Annotated in this window: 23 protein-coding genes; all 23 read left to right on the top strand. The window is 33.6% G+C overall.

The genetic code is table 11. From position 1 onward, the window contains the following. The first annotated feature begins 14 nt into the window (after positions 1-14). The 23 genes from rpoC to rplF all read left to right on the top strand — a co-directional run bounded on the left by rpoC (position 15) and on the right by rplF (position 16,386). The gene (gene rpoC / locus CLPA_RS17910; protein WP_003447973.1) at positions 15-3,539 is read left to right on the top strand and encodes a DNA-directed RNA polymerase subunit beta'; all 3,525 of its coding nucleotides are present in this window, start codon (positions 15-17) and stop codon (positions 3,537-3,539) included. A gap of 104 nt (positions 3,540-3,643) precedes the next feature. Further along, the gene (locus CLPA_RS17905; RefSeq protein ID WP_003447978.1) at positions 3,644-3,883 is read left to right on the top strand and encodes a ribosomal L7Ae/L30e/S12e/Gadd45 family protein; all 240 of its coding nucleotides are present in this window, start codon (positions 3,644-3,646) and stop codon (positions 3,881-3,883) included. A 60-nt stretch (positions 3,884-3,943) separates the two neighbouring features. After that, a complete protein-coding gene (rpsL, locus tag CLPA_RS17900; protein WP_003447980.1) occupies positions 3,944-4,321 on the top strand; it encodes a 30S ribosomal protein S12 in 378 nt (125 codons plus the stop codon). 194 nt (positions 4,322-4,515) lie between these two features. Next, positions 4,516-4,986, top strand: coding sequence for a 30S ribosomal protein S7 (gene rpsG, locus CLPA_RS17895; protein ID WP_003447987.1), 471 nt, complete (start codon positions 4,516-4,518; stop codon positions 4,984-4,986). Between the two features lie 84 nt (positions 4,987-5,070). Then, positions 5,071-7,134 carry an elongation factor G gene (fusA, locus tag CLPA_RS17890; protein ID WP_003447988.1) on the top strand — a complete coding sequence of 688 codons (2,064 nt, stop codon included), beginning with the start codon at positions 5,071-5,073 and terminating at the stop codon, positions 7,132-7,134. 30 nt (positions 7,135-7,164) lie between these two features. After that, positions 7,165-8,358, top strand: coding sequence for an elongation factor Tu (gene tuf, locus CLPA_RS17885; protein ID WP_003447962.1), 1,194 nt, complete (start codon positions 7,165-7,167; stop codon positions 8,356-8,358). Between the two features lie 369 nt (positions 8,359-8,727). Beyond that, complete coding sequence (gene rpsJ / locus CLPA_RS17880; protein WP_003447989.1) at positions 8,728-9,036, top strand: 30S ribosomal protein S10; 309 nt, start codon at positions 8,728-8,730, stop codon at positions 9,034-9,036. A gap of 72 nt (positions 9,037-9,108) precedes the next feature. Further along, positions 9,109-9,738 carry a 50S ribosomal protein L3 gene (rplC, locus tag CLPA_RS17875; RefSeq protein ID WP_003447990.1) on the top strand — a complete coding sequence of 210 codons (630 nt, stop codon included), beginning with the start codon at positions 9,109-9,111 and terminating at the stop codon, positions 9,736-9,738. Positions 9,739-9,762: 24 nt separating this feature from the next. Beyond that, positions 9,763-10,383, top strand: coding sequence for a 50S ribosomal protein L4 (gene rplD / locus CLPA_RS17870; protein WP_003447991.1), 621 nt, complete (start codon positions 9,763-9,765; stop codon positions 10,381-10,383). After that, complete coding sequence (rplW, locus tag CLPA_RS17865; protein ID WP_003447992.1) at positions 10,383-10,679, top strand: 50S ribosomal protein L23; 297 nt, start codon at positions 10,383-10,385, stop codon at positions 10,677-10,679. The genes rplD and rplW overlap by 1 nt, the downstream gene beginning before the upstream one ends. 58 nt (positions 10,680-10,737) lie before the next feature. Continuing rightward, positions 10,738-11,571, top strand: a complete 834-nt coding sequence (gene rplB / locus CLPA_RS17860; RefSeq protein WP_003447993.1) for a 50S ribosomal protein L2 — start codon at positions 10,738-10,740, stop codon at positions 11,569-11,571. A gap of 62 nt (positions 11,572-11,633) precedes the next feature. Next, positions 11,634-11,918: a 30S ribosomal protein S19 gene (gene rpsS, locus CLPA_RS17855; protein WP_003447994.1), complete on the top strand. Its 285-nt coding sequence runs from the start codon at positions 11,634-11,636 to the stop codon at positions 11,916-11,918. A gap of 22 nt (positions 11,919-11,940) precedes the next feature. Beyond that, positions 11,941-12,276: a 50S ribosomal protein L22 gene (gene rplV / locus CLPA_RS17850; RefSeq protein WP_003447995.1), complete on the top strand. Its 336-nt coding sequence runs from the start codon at positions 11,941-11,943 to the stop codon at positions 12,274-12,276. A 16-nt stretch (positions 12,277-12,292) separates the two neighbouring features. Further along, positions 12,293-12,961, top strand: a complete 669-nt coding sequence (gene rpsC / locus CLPA_RS17845; RefSeq protein ID WP_003447996.1) for a 30S ribosomal protein S3 — start codon at positions 12,293-12,295, stop codon at positions 12,959-12,961. Between the two features lie 17 nt (positions 12,962-12,978). Next, positions 12,979-13,422, top strand: coding sequence for a 50S ribosomal protein L16 (rplP, locus tag CLPA_RS17840; RefSeq protein WP_003447998.1), 444 nt, complete (start codon positions 12,979-12,981; stop codon positions 13,420-13,422). Next, positions 13,412-13,615, top strand: a complete 204-nt coding sequence (gene rpmC, locus CLPA_RS17835; RefSeq protein ID WP_003448001.1) for a 50S ribosomal protein L29 — start codon at positions 13,412-13,414, stop codon at positions 13,613-13,615. The genes rplP and rpmC overlap by 11 nt, the downstream gene beginning before the upstream one ends. A gap of 20 nt (positions 13,616-13,635) precedes the next feature. Beyond that, positions 13,636-13,890 (top strand): 30S ribosomal protein S17, encoded by a 255-nt coding sequence (rpsQ, locus tag CLPA_RS17830; RefSeq protein WP_003448002.1) that lies wholly within the window; start codon positions 13,636-13,638, stop codon positions 13,888-13,890. A gap of 28 nt (positions 13,891-13,918) precedes the next feature. After that, a complete protein-coding gene (gene rplN / locus CLPA_RS17825; RefSeq protein ID WP_003448004.1) occupies positions 13,919-14,287 on the top strand; it encodes a 50S ribosomal protein L14 in 369 nt (122 codons plus the stop codon). Between the two features lie 18 nt (positions 14,288-14,305). After that, complete coding sequence (gene rplX, locus CLPA_RS17820) at positions 14,306-14,629, top strand: 50S ribosomal protein L24 (protein ID WP_003448006.1); 324 nt, start codon at positions 14,306-14,308, stop codon at positions 14,627-14,629. A gap of 22 nt (positions 14,630-14,651) precedes the next feature. Beyond that, entirely contained in the window at positions 14,652-15,194 is a 543-nt protein-coding gene (gene rplE, locus CLPA_RS17815) for a 50S ribosomal protein L5 (protein ID WP_003448007.1), read from the top strand. Positions 15,195-15,209: 15 nt separating this feature from the next. After that, positions 15,210-15,395 carry a type Z 30S ribosomal protein S14 gene (locus CLPA_RS17810; RefSeq protein WP_003448009.1) on the top strand — a complete coding sequence of 62 codons (186 nt, stop codon included), beginning with the start codon at positions 15,210-15,212 and terminating at the stop codon, positions 15,393-15,395. 29 nt (positions 15,396-15,424) lie between these two features. After that, positions 15,425-15,823, top strand: coding sequence for a 30S ribosomal protein S8 (rpsH, locus tag CLPA_RS17805; protein WP_003448010.1), 399 nt, complete (start codon positions 15,425-15,427; stop codon positions 15,821-15,823). Between the two features lie 23 nt (positions 15,824-15,846). Beyond that, positions 15,847-16,386, top strand: a complete 540-nt coding sequence (gene rplF, locus CLPA_RS17800) for a 50S ribosomal protein L6 (RefSeq protein ID WP_003448011.1) — start codon at positions 15,847-15,849, stop codon at positions 16,384-16,386. The last annotated feature ends 14 nt before the right edge of the window (positions 16,387-16,400 follow it).

Genomic DNA, 16,400 nt, shown 5'->3' with positions numbered 1-16,400 from the left:
GGGAGGATGTACCCTTGGAATTAAATAATTTTGATGCTTTACAAATAGGATTGGCTTCACCTGAAAAAATAAGAGAATGGTCTAGAGGTGAAGTAAAGAAACCAGAAACAATAAATTATAGAACATTAAAGCCAGAAAAAGATGGTTTATTCTGTGAGAGAATATTTGGACCTATGAAGGATTGGGAATGTCATTGTGGTAAATATAAAAGAGTTAGATATAAGGGTATAGTATGTGATAGATGTGGTGTTGAAGTCACAAAGGCAAAGGTTAGACGTGAGAGAATGGGGCATATAGAACTTGCTGCTCCAGTATCTCATATATGGTATTTTAAGGGGATACCATCTCGTATGGGATTAATACTAGATATGTCTCCTAGAGCTTTAGAAAAAATACTTTATTTTGCATCTTATGTTGTTCTAGATCCAAAAGAAACAGCTTTATTAAAGAAACAACTTTTAAATGAGAAGGAATATAGAGAAGCTGTTGATAAATATGGTGAAGATAGTTTTGATGCTGGTATGGGAGCTGAATCAATTAAAAGATTGCTTGAAGAAATAGATTTAGAGCAATTGTCTATTGAATTGAAAGATGACTTAAAAACTAGCACAGGGCAAAAGAAAATTAGAATAATAAGAAGATTGGAAGTTGTAGAGTCTTTTAGAAAGTCAACTAATAGACCCGATTGGATGATTATTGATGTGATACCCGTTATTCCACCAGATTTAAGACCTATGGTGCAACTTGACGGGGGTAGATTTGCTACTTCTGATTTGAATGATCTTTATAGAAGAGTTATTAATAGAAATAATAGACTTAAAAAACTTTTAGATTTAGGAGCACCAGATATAATTGTAAGAAATGAAAAGAGAATGTTACAAGAAGCTGTAGATGCTCTTATCGATAATGGGAGAAGAGGAAGACCGGTTACTGGTCCAGGAAATAGGCCTTTGAAGTCTTTATCAGATATGTTGAAAGGTAAACAAGGTAGATTTAGACAAAATCTTCTTGGAAAACGTGTTGATTACTCAGGTCGTTCTGTTATAGTTGTTGGGCCAGAATTGAAAATGTATCAATGTGGTCTTCCAAAAGAAATGGCATTAGAATTATTTAAACCATTTGTAATGAAAAAACTTGTGGAAAGTGGAGTAGCACATAACATAAAGAGTGCAAAGAGAATGGTTGAAAGAGTTCAGCCGCAAGTTTGGGATGTTCTTGAAGAAGTAATATCAGATCACCCTGTATTGTTAAATCGTGCACCTACTCTGCATAGATTAGGAATCCAGGCATTCCAGCCAATATTAGTGGAAGGAAGAGCTATAAAATTACATCCACTTGCTTGTACTGCATACAATGCTGATTTTGATGGTGACCAAATGGCTGTCCATGTTCCTCTTTCTGTGGAAGCACAGGCAGAAGCAAGATTTTTAATGTTAGCAGCTCACAATATATTAAAGCCATCAGATGGTAAGCCGGTGTGTGTACCTACACAGGATATGGTATTAGGATCTTATTATCTAACAATTGATAAAGATAATGTTAAGGGAGAAGGAAAATCATTTTCTTCGCCTGAAGAGGTTATTATGGCATATCAATTGGGAGAAGTAGATGTTCATGCTAAAGTAAAGGTTAAATTATCTAAAGTTATTGATGGAGAAAATATATATAGAATAATAGATACTACCCCAGGAAAACTTTTATTTAATGAATCTATTCCTCAAGATTTAGGGTTTATTGATAGAAGCATTCCAGGAAATGAATTTAAATTGGAAGTTGATTTTCTAGTTGGTAAAAAGAATTTGGGTAAAATTATAGATAAATGCTATTTAAAACATGGGCCAACTAAAACATCTATTATGCTTGATAAGATAAAAGCAAAAGGATATCATTATTCATCCATAGGAGCTATAACGGTATCAACATCTGATATGACAGTTCCTCCAGAAAAGAAGACATTACTTAACGAAGCACAAATGTCTGTTGATAAAATAGAAAAATTATATAGAAGAGGATATATTTCTGAAAATGAGAGATATGAACGAGTAATAGATGTTTGGACAAAAACCACTGAAGAAGTTGCAGATGCCCTTATGAATAATTTGGATAGATTTAATCCTATATTTATGATGGCTGATTCAGGTGCTAGAGGTTCTAAAAGTCAAATTAAGCAGCTTGCCGGTATGAGAGGACTTATGGCTAATCCATCAGGTAAAATTCTTGAAATGCCAATTAAGGCATCTTTTAGAGAAGGTCTTGATGTACTTGAATACTTTATCTCAACACATGGAGCTAGAAAGGGTAATGCAGATACAGCACTTAAAACAGCGGATTCAGGATATCTTACTAGAAGACTTGTAGATGTATCTCAGGATGTTATTGTAAGAGTTGACGATTGTGGTACAGACGATGGTTTTGAAGTATCTGAAATAAAAGAAGGAAGCGAAGTAATAGAACCTTTAAAGGAGAGACTTACAGGAAGATATAGTGCTGAAGATATTATAGATCCTAAGAATAAAGAGATAATTGTGCATAAAGATTCATATATGGATGTGCATTCAGCTGAAAAAGTAGAAAATGCTGGAGTTAAAAAAGTAAAAATAAGATCTGTATTTACATGCAATTGCAAATATGGTGTATGTGCTAAATGTTATGGTATGGATATGGGAACAGCACAACAAATTGGTATTGGAGAGGCTGTTGGTATTATAGCAGCTCAGTCAATTGGTGAACCGGGAACACAATTGACAATGAGAACATTCCACACAGGTGGAGTTGCTGGAGCAGACATAACTCAAGGTCTTCCTAGAGTCGAAGAACTTTTTGAAGCAAGAAAACCAAAAGGTCTTGCAATAGTAAGTGAGGTTTCAGGGACTGTTAGACTTGAAGACACTAAGAAAAAGAGAATAGTTTATATAGTTACTGATACAGGAGAAGAAGTTAATTATGATATACCTTTTGGATCAAGTCTTAAAGTGCAAAATGGAGATTTTATAAATGCTGGAGATGAGATTACGGAAGGATCTATAAATCCACATGACATATTGAGAATAAAGGGCGTTAATGCGGTTAAAAATTATCTTCTATCAGAGGTTCAAAAAGTTTACAGATTGCAGGGTGTTGACATAAATGATAAACATCTTGAAGTTGTAGTTAGGCAAATGACTAGAAAAGTTAAAGTTGAAGATTCAGGAGATACAGAATTATTACCAGGTACAATGATTGATATCTTTGATTTTAATGAGGCAAATGAGAAAATAGAAGCTGATGATGGTGAACCAGCAAAGGGAAGAATTGCTTTGCTTGGTATAACAAAAGCAGCACTTGCAACAGATTCATTTTTATCAGCAGCCTCTTTCCAAGAGACAACTAGAGTTCTTACAGATGCAGCTATTAAGGGGAAAATTGATCCATTAATAGGTCTTAAGGAAAATGTAATTATTGGTAAACTTATACCAGCAGGTACAGGACTGGCAAGGTATAAAAATATAAATATAGAAGATGAAAAAGAAATTGATGAAGTTTTAGTAAAAGAAAGTTAATACTTAATAAATGATTTATTGACATAAAAAGATGAAAATGATAAAATACAATTTGTGTGATTTTAATTAAAATCACACAGTATTTATCATAAGGAGGGTATTTTATGGTAAACAGACTTAGCGGCAAAAAAGTTGTTGGTATAAAACAAACTATCAAAGCTATAAAAAATGGAGATGGTAGGATTGTTTATATTGCGAAAGATGCTGACAATAAATTAGTTAATACTGTTGAGGCGTTATCCATAGAGCATTCTTTAGAAATTGTTTATGTTGAAACTATGAAAGAATTGGGAAAGCTTTGCGGAATAGATGTTGGAGCTGCAAGTGCTTTAATTCTCGAGTAGAATGAGTTGCTATTATCTAAAATTAATATATTGATAGTAGATTTTAAAGGAGGTGTAAGTATGCCAACAATTAATCAATTGGTAAGAAAAGGTAGAAAGACTGCTATCGTTAAGTCAACTGCACCAGCACTAAAAGAATGTCCACAAAAAAGGGGAGTATGTACTGTAGTTAAAACAACAACTCCTAAAAAGCCTAACTCAGCTTTAAGAAAAATTGCCAGAGTAAGGCTTGTTAATGGATATGAGGTTACTGCTTATATACCAGGTGTAGGTCACAACTTACAAGAGCATAGTGTTGTTCTTATAAGAGGTGGAAGAGTTAAGGATTTACCAGGTGTTAGATACCATATTGTCAGAGGTACATTAGATGCTGCTGGCGTAGCTAACAGAATGCAGGCTAGATCAAAATATGGTGCTAAAAAGCCAAAACAAAAATAGTTTATTTTAATTAGTGCTGTGTCTTCAGCTTATATATATATTGTAAGATTGTTTTAATTTAAATACTTTACTTACCCTCATGAATAGAAATATTATGAGTATATTATAGATTTTGCAGAAGTACAAAGCACTTTGCGACAGAAAATGTCGAGTACCTATGAACTTAAATTTTATTTATTAAGGAGGGAAGAAAAGTGCCAAGAAAAGGACATATAGCAAAGAGAGATGTATTGCCAGATCCAGTATATAATAGTAAAGTTGTTACTAAACTTATAAATAACATAATGGAAGATGGTAAAAAAGGAGTAGCTCAAAAAGTATGTTATGGTGCTTTTGAGTCTATAGCAGCTAAAACAGGAAAAGATGCTATAGAGGTTTTTGAAGCAGCTATGAATAACATAATGCCATTACTTGAAGTAAAGGCTAGAAGAATAGGTGGAGCAACTTATCAAGTTCCTATAGAAGTTAGACCAGAAAGAAGACAGACATTAGGAATTAGATGGATGCTTGATGCAGCAAGAAAAAGAGGAGAAAAACATATGAAGGATAAACTTGCTGGAGAACTTATTGATGCTTCAAATAATACAGGCGCTGCTGTTAAGAAAAGAGAAGATACTCATAAAATGGCAGAAGCTAATAAAGCATTTGCACATTATAGATACTAATATAAATATAGCAAAACTGTTTTGGTTGTATCCAAAGCAGTTTTATCCAATTTTATAATTTGATAGTCGAGAGGAGGAAAAATAGTGGCTAGAAAATATCCATTAGAAAAGTTCCGTAATATAGGAATAATGGCACATATCGATGCTGGTAAAACAACTACTACAGAACGTATATTGTTTTATACAGGTAGAACCCATAAAATAGGCGAAGTTCATGAAGGTGCAGCTACAATGGACTGGATGGTACAAGAACAGGAAAGAGGTATTACAATAACCTCAGCTGCAACTACTTGTTATTGGAAAGAACATGAAATAAATATCATAGACACACCAGGACACGTAGATTTTACAGTGGAAGTTGAAAGATCACTAAGAGTTCTAGATGGAGCTGTTGCTGTTTATGATGCAAAAGGTGGAGTTGAACCACAATCGGAAAATGTATGGAGACAGGCAAATAAATATAATGTACCTAGAATGGCTTATGTAAATAAGATGGATATATTAGGTGCAGATTTTTTCAGAACTGTTAATATGATGAGAGATAGACTTCAAGCAAATGCAGTACCAATACAGTTACCAATAGGTAAAGAAGATCATTTTACAGGAATAATTGATCTTATAAAAAATGAAGCCGTAATATATGAAGATGAATTAGGAACACAAATGGAAGAAACAGCTATACCTGAAGATATGAAGGAATTAGCAGAAGAGTATAGAGCTTCAATGATTGAATCCATTGTAGAATTGGATGAAGATTTAACAATGAAATACCTTGAAGGTGAAGAAATAACTGAGGAAGAGCTAAAGGCAGCAATTAGAAAAGGTGTTATTGCAAATGAATTTGTACCAGTTACTTGCGGTTCTTCTTATAAAAATAAAGGTGTTCAACAAATGTTAGATGCTGTTATTGACTATATGCCATCACCACTTGATATTCCTCCTATAAAAGGAGAAACACTTGATGGTGAGGAAGATGTAAGACATACTAGTGATGAGGAACCAATGTCTACATTAGCATTTAAGATTGCTACAGATCCATTTGTAGGAAAACTTGCATTTGCAAGGGTTTACTCAGGAATAATTAAGAGTGGTTCTTATGTACTGAATTCTACAAAAGGTAAAAAAGAGAGAATCGGAAGACTTGTTAAAATGCATTCTAATCACAGAGAAGAAGTTGAAGAATTAGAGGCAGGAGACTTAGGTGCTATAGTAGGACTTAAATTTACTACTACTGGGGATACTTTATGTGATGAAGCTCATCCAATAATACTTGAAAGTATGGAATTCCCAGAAACGGTTATTGATGTAGCTATTGAACCAAAGACAAAAGCTGGTCAAGAAAAGATGAGTATTGCTTTGGCAAAGCTTGCTGAAGAAGATCCAACATTTAAAACTCACACAGATCACGAAACTGGTCAAACAATTATATCAGGTATGGGTGAGTTGCACCTTGAAATTATAGTTGATAGACTTACAAGAGAATTTAAGGTTGAATGTAATGTTGGTAAGCCACAGGTTGCTTATAAAGAAACTATAAGAAAAGTAGTAAAAGCAGAAGGTAAATTTGTTAGACAGTCTGGTGGTCGTGGACAGTATGGTCATTGCTGGATTGAAATGGAGCCAACTGAAGATGAATATACATTTGAAAATGCTATAGTAGGTGGAGCAATACCTAAAGAATATATACAACCAATTGATGATGGTATCAGAGAAGCGGCAGAAAGTGGTGTTGTAGCTGGATATCCAACTATAAACTTTAAAGTTAAAGTAGTAGATGGTTCTTACCATGATGTTGACTCAAATGAAATGGCATTTAAAATTGCTGGATCTATGGCATTTAAGAATGCTATGGCAAAAGCCGATCCAGTACTACTTGAACCAATGATGAAAGTTGAAGTAACAGTACCAGAAGAATACATGGGAGATGTAATGGGAGATATCAATGGTAGAAGAGGAAGAATTGAAGGCATGGAAGCCCAAGCTGGAGCTCAAATTATAAGAGCCTTTGTTCCGCTATCAGAGATGTTTGGTTATGCTACTGCTCTTAGATCAAGAACTCAAGGTAGAGGAAATTATACAATGATATTTGATCACTATGAAGAAGTACCTAAAAGTATTCAAGAACAAGTAATTGGAGAAAGAAAATAATTAGTTTTTTGATTTTGAGGAGGAATAAAAATGGCAAAAGCAAAATTTGAGAGAAATAAACCACATGTAAACATAGGAACAATAGGACACGTAGACCATGGTAAGACAACATTAACAGCAGCAATAACAACAGTATTAGCACAGACAGGTGGAGCAACAGCAACAAACTATGCAGAAATAGATAAAGCACCAGAAGAAAAAGAAAGAGGAATAACAATCAATACAGCGCACGTAGAATATGAGACAACAAACAGACACTATGCGCACGTAGACTGTCCAGGACATGCTGACTATGTAAAGAACATGATAACAGGAGCAGCACAAATGGATGGAGCAATCCTAGTAGTAAGTGCAGCAGATGGTCCAATGCCACAGACAAGAGAGCATATATTACTTGCGAGCAGAGTTGGAGTACAACACATAGTAGTATTTTTAAACAAAGCAGACATGGTAGATGATCCAGAATTAATTGAATTAGTAGAAATGGAAGTAAGAGAATTATTAAGTGAGTATGGATTCCCAGGAGACGATACTCCAGTAATAGTAGGAAGTGCATTAAAAGCATTAGAGAACCCAACAGATGAAGAAGCAATAAAACCAATATTAGAATTAATGGAAGCAGTAGATAGTTATATACCAACACCAGAAAGAGCAACAGATAAGACATTCTTAATGCCAGTAGAGGATGTATTCACAATAACAGGAAGAGGAACAGTTGCAACAGGAAGAGTTGAAAGTGGAGTTCTTCATGTAGGAGACGAAGTAGAAATCGTAGGATTAAAAGACGAAATAGGAAAGACAGTAGTAACAGGAGTAGAAATGTTCAGAAAGCTGTTAGATGAAGCAATGGCTGGAGATAACATAGGAGCATTACTAAGAGGAATACAGAGAACAGATATTGAAAGAGGTCAAGTATTAGCTAAACCTGGTTCAGTAACACCACACAAAAAATTTGTAGGTCAAGTGTATGTATTGAAAAAAGAAGAAGGTGGAAGACATACACCATTCTTTGATGGATATAGACCACAATTTTATTTCAGAACAACAGACGTAACAGGATTAATCAAATTACCAGAAGGAATGGAAATGGTAATGCCAGGAGACCATATAGATATGACAGTTGAATTAATCAGCCCAGTAGCAATGACAGATAATTTAAGATTTGCTATAAGAGAAGGCGGAAGAACAGTTGGTTCAGGTGTTGTTACTTCTATTGTTGAATAGTTTTTTAATATATTAAAATTTAAATAATGTCAGACATTACACATATAAAATAAAGCTTTATTTTAAAAAGGGAAGAGGACGCTCTTCTCTTTTTAATTGTAATCTATATTTAAAAATAAAATACTTGTCAAATTATAAATTTAGTTGTATAATATAAGAGTTGTTATGTGAAAACAGTGATGAGGTAAGAGGTAGCCGCACTTACGGGGAATTCTTACTGAGCATGTCACGGTCTTGAACCGGGCGACGGGTAGTCTATAAATTTCACGTCATATATTTGCATAATTTATGCAACACGTGGAACAGTTTATAGAACGTCCGCTGTTGTACGTAAGAAGATGAGCGTGCGATGAAAAGGAGGGAAATAAAATGGCAAAACAAAAAATAAGAATTAGATTGAAAGCATTTGATCATACAATACTTGATCAATCAGCTGAAAGAATAGTTGAGACTGCTAAAACTACAGGAGCAAAGGTGGCAGGTCCTGTACCATTACCAACAGAAAAAGATGTGGTTACAATATTAAGAGCACCACATAAGTATAAAGATTCAAGAGAACAATTTGAAATAAGAACACATAAAAGACTTATAGACATATTAAGTCCTTCACCTAAAACTGTTGATGCCCTAATGAGGCTAGATTTACCAGCAGGTGTTGATATTGAAATAAAGTTATAAATTGTAAAAAATAGTTTTGACCATTATGATTGCCAGAAGGTAATCCACTAATGAGTTTAGGAGGTGCTATATATGAAAAAAGCTATACTGGGTAAAAAACTTGGTATGACTCAAATATTTAATGAAGCAGGGAAGATAGTTCCTGTAACAGTTATAGAAGCGGGTCCGTGCGTTGTTTTACAGAAAAAAACAATTGAAAATGATGGATATCAAGCAATACAAGTTGGTTTTTATGATACAAGAGAAAAATTAATTAATAAACCTTTAAAAGGACACTTTGAAAAGTCAGGATCATCTGTAAAAAAATTCATAAAAGAATTTAGACTGGAAGATATAAATGCTTATGAATTAGGTGCTGAAATAAAAGTTGATACTTTTACAGCCGGAGAAAAGGTAGATGTTTCAGGGATTTCTAAAGGTAAGGGATTTCAAGGTACAATAAGAAGATGGAATGGACACAGGGGACCAACTACTCATGGTTCAAAGTTTCACAGAGCAGTAGGTTCTATGGGAGCTTCATCAGATCCATCAAGAACATTTAAAAATAAAAAAATGCCAGGTCATATGGGGCATGTTAATACAACAGTATTAAATCTAGAAGTAGCAAAGGTAATTCCAGAGAAGAACGTAATTTTAATTAAAGGTGGAGTTCCTGGACCAAACAAGGGTTTTCTTGTAATAAGAAACTCTGTTAAAGCCTAGTTTTATTGGAAAGGAGGATACAGAATGCCTACAGTAGGATTGTTTAATAAAGAAGGAAAAAAAGTTGGAGATATTGAATTATCATCTGAAGTTTTTGGAACAGAAGTAAATAGTGATGCTTTACATCAAGTTGTAGTAGCGTTGCTTGCAAATAAAAGACAAGGAAATCAAAGTGCTAAGACTAGATCAGAGGTTTCTGGAGGCGGAATTAAGCCTTGGAGACAAAAAGGAACGGGTAGAGCAAGACAGGGTTCAATTAGATCTCCACAATGGATACACGGTGGAATTGTTTTTGCACCAAAGCCAAGAGATTATAGAATGTCAGTTCCAAAATCTATGAGAAGAGTAGCAATGAAATCTGCACTTAGTAGTAAAGTGGCAGAAAATGAAATTATTGTTTTAGAAGACTTAGAATTTGAAGTTCCAAAGACAAAAGAAGTAGTAAAATTATTGAATGCATTCAATTCAAAAAAAGCTTTAATTGTTGTAGCTGAGTCTAATCAAAATGTATATAAATCAGTTAGAAATATTCAAGGAGTTACAGTGATTCCAGCTAATAATCTAAATGTTTATGATATTTTGAAATATGATAATTTTATAATAACTAAGGATGCTGTGTCAAAAATTGAGGAGGTGTATGCATAATGAATTTAACTAGCCATGATATTATAAGAAAACCAATAATAACTGAAAAAAGTATGGCTGAAATGTCAGATAAAAAGTACACCTTTGCTGTTGATGTGCACGCAAATAAAAGCCAGATTAAAAGAGCGGTTGAAGAAGTCTTTGGAGTTAAAGTTGAAGATGTAAAAACAGCTAATATATTAGGAAAAACTAAAAGAGTTGGAGTACATGTAGGTAAAAGAGCTGATTATAAAAAAGCTATTGTAAAACTTACAGCTGAAAGTAAAGCAATTGAGTTTTTTGAAGGATTACAATAGTTAAAAAAGCTAGTATTGGTTGATGACCAGATAAGCGAAAAAAGGAGGAGAAAAGAAAATGGCAGTTAAGGGATTTAACCCTACTTCACCTTCCAGAAGACATATGACAGTATGTACATTTGAAGAAATTACAACAAATGTACCTGAAAAATCTCTTCTTGTGGAAAAGAAGAGAAAAGGTGGAAGAAATGCTCAGGGTAAAATAACTGTTCGCCACATAGGTGGAGGAGCTAAACAAAAATATAGATTGATTGATTTTAAGAGAAATAAGGATAATATACCAGCAAAGGTATCAACAATAGAATATGATCCTAACAGATCTGCATTCATTGCTCTTGTTTCTTATATTGATGGTGAAAAAAGATACATAATTGCTCCTGTTGGTTTAAAAGTTGGAGATACAATTGTATCAGGACCAGAATCAGATATAAAAATAGGTAATACATTACCACTTAAAAATATACCTGTAGGTACTGTGGTTCATAATGTTGAATTGTCAGTAGGAAAAGGTGCTCAATTAGTTAGATCAGCGGGTGCTAGTGCTCAGCTTATGGCTAAGGAAGGAGATTATGCAACATTAAGACTTCCAAGCGGTGAAATGAGATATGTAAGAATTGAGTGTAGAGCTACTATCGGAACAGTTTCTAACTTAACACATGAAATTGTAAATATAGGTAAAGCGGGAAGAAAGAGACACATGGGCGTAAGACCAACAGTTAGAGGTTCTGTTATGAACCCTAATGACCATCCACATGGTGGTGGTGAAGGTAAATCACCAGTAGGACATCCAGGACCTCTTACACCATGGGGTAAACCAGCACTTGGTTATAAAACAAGAAAAAATAAGAAATATTCAGATAGATTTATTATTAAGGGAAGAAAAACTAAATAATTAGAAGAGAACAAAATTCTCTTCTAATTTAAAGTTAAGTTATGTGAAGGGAGGCCAACAAGGTGAGTAGATCAGTAAAAAAAGGACCTTTTGTGCAAGAAGCACTTTTAAAAAGAATTAATGAAATGAATAAAAGTGGTGAAAAGAAAGTAATAAAGACTTGGTCAAGAAGTTCAACAATTTTTCCACAGATGGTAGGTCATACTATAGCTGTTCATGATGGAAGAAAACATGTTCCAGTATATGTTAGTGAAGATATGGTTGGACATAAATTAGGAGAATTCGTCCTAACAAGAACTTTCAAAGGACACGGAGATAACACTGAAAAGTCATCAAGACTTAAATAGCTTAGAAGGGAGGTAATTATTTATGGAAGCTAGATCAATAGCTAAGTATGTAAGAATGTCTTCAATGAAGATAGGTATTGTTCTTGATTTAATAAGAGGTAAAAATGTAAATGAAGCTTTTGCTATATTACAATATACTCCAAAGGATGCAGCTGTTGTTGTAAGTAAGGTCTTAAAATCAGCAGTTGCAAATGCTGAAAATAACTTAAATTTAGATGCTAATAGATTATATGTATCTGATGCATTTACTGGTCAGGGTTCAACTTTAAAGAGATTTAGACCTCATGCACAGGGAAGAGCATTTAGAATTAAGAAAAGAACTAGTCATATCACTCTAGTTGTAAAAGAAAGAGAATAAGAAGGAGGGAAATAGTTTGGGACAAAAAGTTAATCCGCATGGACTAAGAGTTGGCGTAATAAAAGATTGGAATGCTAAATGGTATGCTGATAATAAAAATTTTGCAGATTATTTAGTTGAAGATAATAAAATTAGAGAATTTATTAGTAAAAAGCTTCACAATTCAGGAGTTTCAAAAGTTGAAATTGAAAGAGCAGCAAAAAGAATAAAGCTAAATATACATACTGCTAAGCCAGGAATGGTTATAGGAAAAGGCGGTCAAGGTATTGAAGCTTTAAAGAAAGAAGCTAAAAATTTAATTTCTGATAAAAATATTCTTATTAATATTGTAGAAGTTAAGAATGCAGATAGTAATGCTCAACTTATGGCTGAAAATATAGCATCACAATTAGAAAGAAGAATTTCTTTTAGAAGAGCTATGAAGCAAACTATTCAAAGAGCTATGAAATTTGGAGTAAAGGGTGTTAAGACTGCATGCGCAGGAAGACTTGCTGGAGCTGAAATAGCAAGAACTGAGCAGTATCATGAAGGAACAATTCCACTTCAAACTTTGAGAGCTGATATAGATTATGGTTTTGCAGAAGCAGATACTACATACGGAAAAATCGGTGTAAAAGTATGGGTATATAAAGGTGAAGTTCTTCCTACAAAGAATAATGAAAAGAAGGAAGAAGTAAACGCATAGGGAAGGAGGAATACGATATGTTAATGCCTAAAAGAGTTAAACGTCGTAAAGTGCAACGTGGTAGGATGAAAGGTAAAGCAACAAGGGGTAACTTTATTGCTTATGGTGATTACGGATTACAAGCTACAGGATGTTGCTGGATAACAAGTAATCAAATTGAAGCTGCCAGAATAGCTATAAATAGATATGTTAAAAGAGGAGGAAAACTTTGGATAAAGATTTTCCCAGATAAGCCAGTTACTGAAAAACCAGCAGAAACTCGTATGGGTTCTGGTAAAGGTTCACCAGAATATTGGGTTGCAGTAGTTAAGCCAGGTAGAGTACTATTTGAAATATCAGGAGTAACAGAAGCACAAGCGAGAGAAGCTATGAGACTTGCTTCACATAAACTTCCAGTAAGCACTAAATTTGTTACTAGGAAAGACTTTGAGGAAATGGGTGGTGAAATTAATGAAGGCTAAAGAATTAAGAGAAAAGACTCCTCAAGATTTACAAACTCAATTAGTTGATTTAAAAGCAGAATTATTTAGACTTAGGTTTCAATTGGCTACAGGTCAACTTGAAAATCCTATGAGAATAAGAGAAGTTAAAAAATCTATAGCCCAGATTAAAACCATCCTTAGAGAAGAAGAACTAAGGGCGTTTGAACAGTAAAGCTGAAAGGAGGTTATCTTGTGGAAAGAGGAAATAGAAAGACAAGAATTGGTAAAGTTGTTTCAGATAAAATGGATAAAACTGTGGTAGTTGCCGTTGAAACTAAAGTTCGTCATCCTTTATATGGTAAGACTGTTAATAGAACTACCAAGTTTAAAGCACATGATGAAAATAATGAGGCTAATATCAATGATAAAGTATTAATAATGGAAACAAGACCATTATCAAAAGATAAAAGATGGAGACTTGTGGAAATAGTTGAAAAGGCTAAATAGTCTTTTGAATTGAAAGGAGGGTATTTAGATGATACAACAGCAAACTGTATTAAAAATAGCAGATAATTCTGGTGCGAAAGAAATTATGTGCATAAGAGTATTAGGTGGATCCAAAAGAAAATGGGGAAACATCGGTGATGTGATAGTTGCTAGCGTTAAAAGTGCAACACCAGGCGGTGTTGTCAAAAAAGGTGAAGTAGTTAAAGCAGTAATTGTTAGATCTGTAAAAGGCTTAAGAAGAGCAGATGGTTCATATATAAGATTTGATGAAAATGCGGCTGTAGTTATAAAAGATGACAAACAGCCAAGAGGAACTCGTATTTTCGGACCTGTTGCTAGGGAGTTAAGAGATAAAGAATTTAATAAAATTTTATCACTAGCACCTGAAGTTCTATAAGATAGGAGGTGGCTTTAAATGACAATAAATAAAATTCATGTTAGAAAAACAGATACAGTTGTTATTATTTCAGGAAAAGATAAAGGTAAAACAGGAGAGGTTTTAGCTGTATATCCTAAAAAATCAACTGTATTAATTAAAGATGTAAATGTTGTTACTAAACATCAAAAACCTAATAAGGCTAATGTTCAAGGTGGAATTATAAAAAAAGAAGCTCCAATTAATAGTTCAAAAGTTATGCTTTATTGTACAAAATGTAACTCAGCTACAAGGATAAGTAATAAAATATTAGATGACGGAACAAAAGTAAGAGTATGCAAAAAGTGTGGAGAAACATTTTAGATTTTGAAAGGAGGGCTAATGAATGACTGCAAGACTAAAAGAAAAGTATGAAAAAGAAGTTATTCCAGCATTAGTAGAAAAATTCGGATATAAAAATGTTATGGAAATACCTAAATTGGAAAAGATAGTTATTAATATGGGTGTAGGAGAAGCTAAAGAAAATTCAAAAGTTTTAGAATCTGCAACAGCTGATTTAGAATTAATAACTGGTCAAAAACCAATTTTAACTAGAGCTAAGAAATCAATTGCAAATTTTAAGATAAGAGAGAATATGCCAATTGGTTGTAAAGTCACATTAAGAAAGCAACAAATGTATGAATTTGCAGATAAGCTTATGAATGTAGCATTACCAAGAGTTAGAGATTTTAGAGGAATTTCAAGTAAAGCATTTGACGGAAGAGGAAATTATGCTTTAGGAATTAAAGAACAGTTAATATTTCCAGAGGTTGAATATGATAAGATAGATAAAGTTAGAGGTATGGATATAATATTTGTTACTACAGCAAAAAGTGACGAGGAAGCAAGAGAATTATTGAGATTCCTTGGTATGCCATTTGCTCAATAATAAGGAGGGAATAACGTGGCACGTAAGGCGATGATCGAAAAATGGAAAAAAGAACCGAAATTTTCAACTAGAGCTTACACTAGATGTAGAATATGTGGAAGACCACATGCAGTATTAAAAAAATATGGTATTTGCCGTATTTGTTTTAGAGAACTTGCTTATAAGGGTGAAATACCTGGTTGTAAGAAAGCAAGTTGGTAATTGTTATTGAATGAAAGGAGGCATAAATCATGGTTATGACAGACCCAATTGCAGATTTGCTAACTCGTATAAGAAATGCAAACGTAGTTAAACACGAAGTAGTAGAAGTACCTTCTTCAAATATAAAGAAAGCAATAGTAAATATAATGCTTCAAGAAGGATATATAAGGAATATAGAGGAATATAATGATGGATCAGTTCCTATGTTAAGACTTGGAATGAAATATGGCCAAAATAAGACAAGAGTTATAACTGGACTTAGAAGAATATCAAAGCCAGGTCTTAGAGTTTATTGTAGAAAAGAGGAAACTCCTAAAGTGTTGAATGGACTAGGAGTTGCAGTAATATCAACTTCTAAAGGTATAGTTACTGATAAAGAAGCTAGAAAACTAGGATTAGGTGGAGAGGTTATCTGCTATATCTGGTAGTTAGATGAACAGGAGGTGTAATTATGTCAAGAATAGGAAAAGCGCCTGTAGTAATACCTAATGGTGTAACTGTTTCAGTAACACCAGACAACGTTGTTACTGTTAAGGGCTCAAAGGGTCAACTTGTTAAGAATATGCATAAAGATATTAAAATAGCTGTAGAAGATAATAATGTAATTGTTACTAGACCTAGTGAAGATAGAAATCATAGAGCACTTCATGGATTAACAAGAGCATTAGTGCAAAATATGGTTACTGGAGTAACAGAAGGTTTTTCTAAAACACTTGAATTAGTAGGTGTAGGTTATAGAGCACAATTAAAAGGTAATAAATTAATATTAAGTCTTGGATATTCACATCCAGTTGAAATAAATTCTGTAGAAGGTATTCAATTTGAAACTCCTGATGCGAATAAGATAACAGTAAAAGGTATTGATAAAGAATTAGTAGGATCTGTAGCAGCAGATATAAGAAATTGGAGAAAACCTGAGCCTTATAAAGGAAAAGGTATTAAATATATTGACGAACATATAAGACGTAAAGAAGGTAAAACAGGTAAGTAATATAAGAAAGGAGT

Source organism: Clostridium pasteurianum DSM 525 = ATCC 6013, assembly GCF_000807255.1.
Taxonomy (GTDB): Bacteria; Bacillota; Clostridia; order Clostridiales; family Clostridiaceae; genus Clostridium_I; species Clostridium_I pasteurianum.
Note: the sequence above shows the minus strand (reverse complement) of the source record. Positions and strands in the feature narration are given on the sequence as shown.